The organism is Streptomyces sp. NPDC056128 (assembly GCF_042263835.1).
Classification (GTDB): Bacteria; Actinomycetota; Actinomycetes; order Streptomycetales; family Streptomycetaceae; genus Streptomyces.
Genome location: NZ_JBHJVQ010000098.1, coordinates 1 through 1,198, shown reverse-complemented (window position 1 = coordinate 1,198; position 1,198 = coordinate 1). Strand labels below are relative to the sequence as shown.

Sequence of the window (1,198 nt, the reverse complement as noted above, 5' to 3'; positions counted from 1 at the left end):
TTTGCTACATCTGCGATTCATCTGTTTTATATAGAAATAGCGGTGTTCCAGAGGGGGGTATAAGCGAATTTTCATTGTGTCGCTCGTAAACACTCGCTAAAACGCTCTAATTTGCGTTCTAAGAGGTTTTTATTATCTCAACTATACTTTCATGCATAAAACACCAAACATGGCTAAAAACCCCATTTTTTTGCGTTTAAATGGGTGTTATGAGGGTGAGTAGTCGTTATCATTGGCGTTATCAGGTTTTTTAGGCTCATTTTTTCGCTGTTTTTCTAATTCTTGACGTCTTAAAAGTGCCAAACGTTCTTTTTCCTGCTTTTCTTGCTCAGCCAGTTGTTTTTTTTGTTCGTGCTCTAAGTGTAATTGATTGCGAAGTTCACGTTGTTGGTTAAATCTTTCTTGTTCTTCCTGTCTTTTTAGGAATCTATGATGTTCAAGTGCTGAATCAAAATTATCTTTTAATTTAGCAACTTGCTTATTAAATTCTTTCTCAAGATTTGGATGATTATATTCGTTGATTATGTCTAAATATGGCTTTGCTCGTTGCTGAACCTCATCGAGTGTTTTTTTGGTATCAGACAGTTCTTTTTTTAATTTTTCCGTTTGACTAGCCAGTGCATTCGCTCGGTCAAATCGTGGCGCAATTTGATCAAATATCTGATCAATCATAGCGTTTGCGACTCTCTCACCGTAGGCATTTTTAGATTCAAAAAACTCAGGTTCAGGCACTTCATAGGTGAGTCCTTTTTCAATGCCTGGTTCATTCTCGTAATTGTTCAATTTTTCATAATATTCTTGAATAGACGTATGTTTTGCCTTGCTCCCTTGGATCCCTCGATCTAGTCCTAAATCTTTTACTTCAACTGCAAAATCAGTCTGCATTTGTGAAAGTGTATGTCTAGATCCACCGATATATTTTTTAGCATTCAATCGCCCCGTTTCTTCGTCCACTGGAACAACGTAGGCGACAAGGTGAGGGGTTGTTTCATCACGGTGAATGGTGGTGCTGACGACATTATTTTTACCATATTTATTTTCAAGCCATTTTTTCGACTGCTCAAAAAATGCGGTTTCTTTTTCAGTTCCCCAGCCATCCCACTCCGGACTCGCTGTAATCAAATGTTCAATACACAAAACTGCATCTTTACGTCTTTTTTCAGGAATACGATCACGAATAGCGGTCATACATTTTTCG

General features: G+C 37.6%; 1 protein-coding gene. It reads right to left on the bottom strand.

What is annotated here, in order from left to right; genetic code table 11:
- Positions 1-207: 207 nt before the first annotated feature.
- Positions 208-1,198 (bottom strand): MobV family relaxase (gene mobV / locus ACFC1X_RS40815; protein WP_376364841.1); only part of this gene is annotated, 991 nt, incomplete at its 5' end.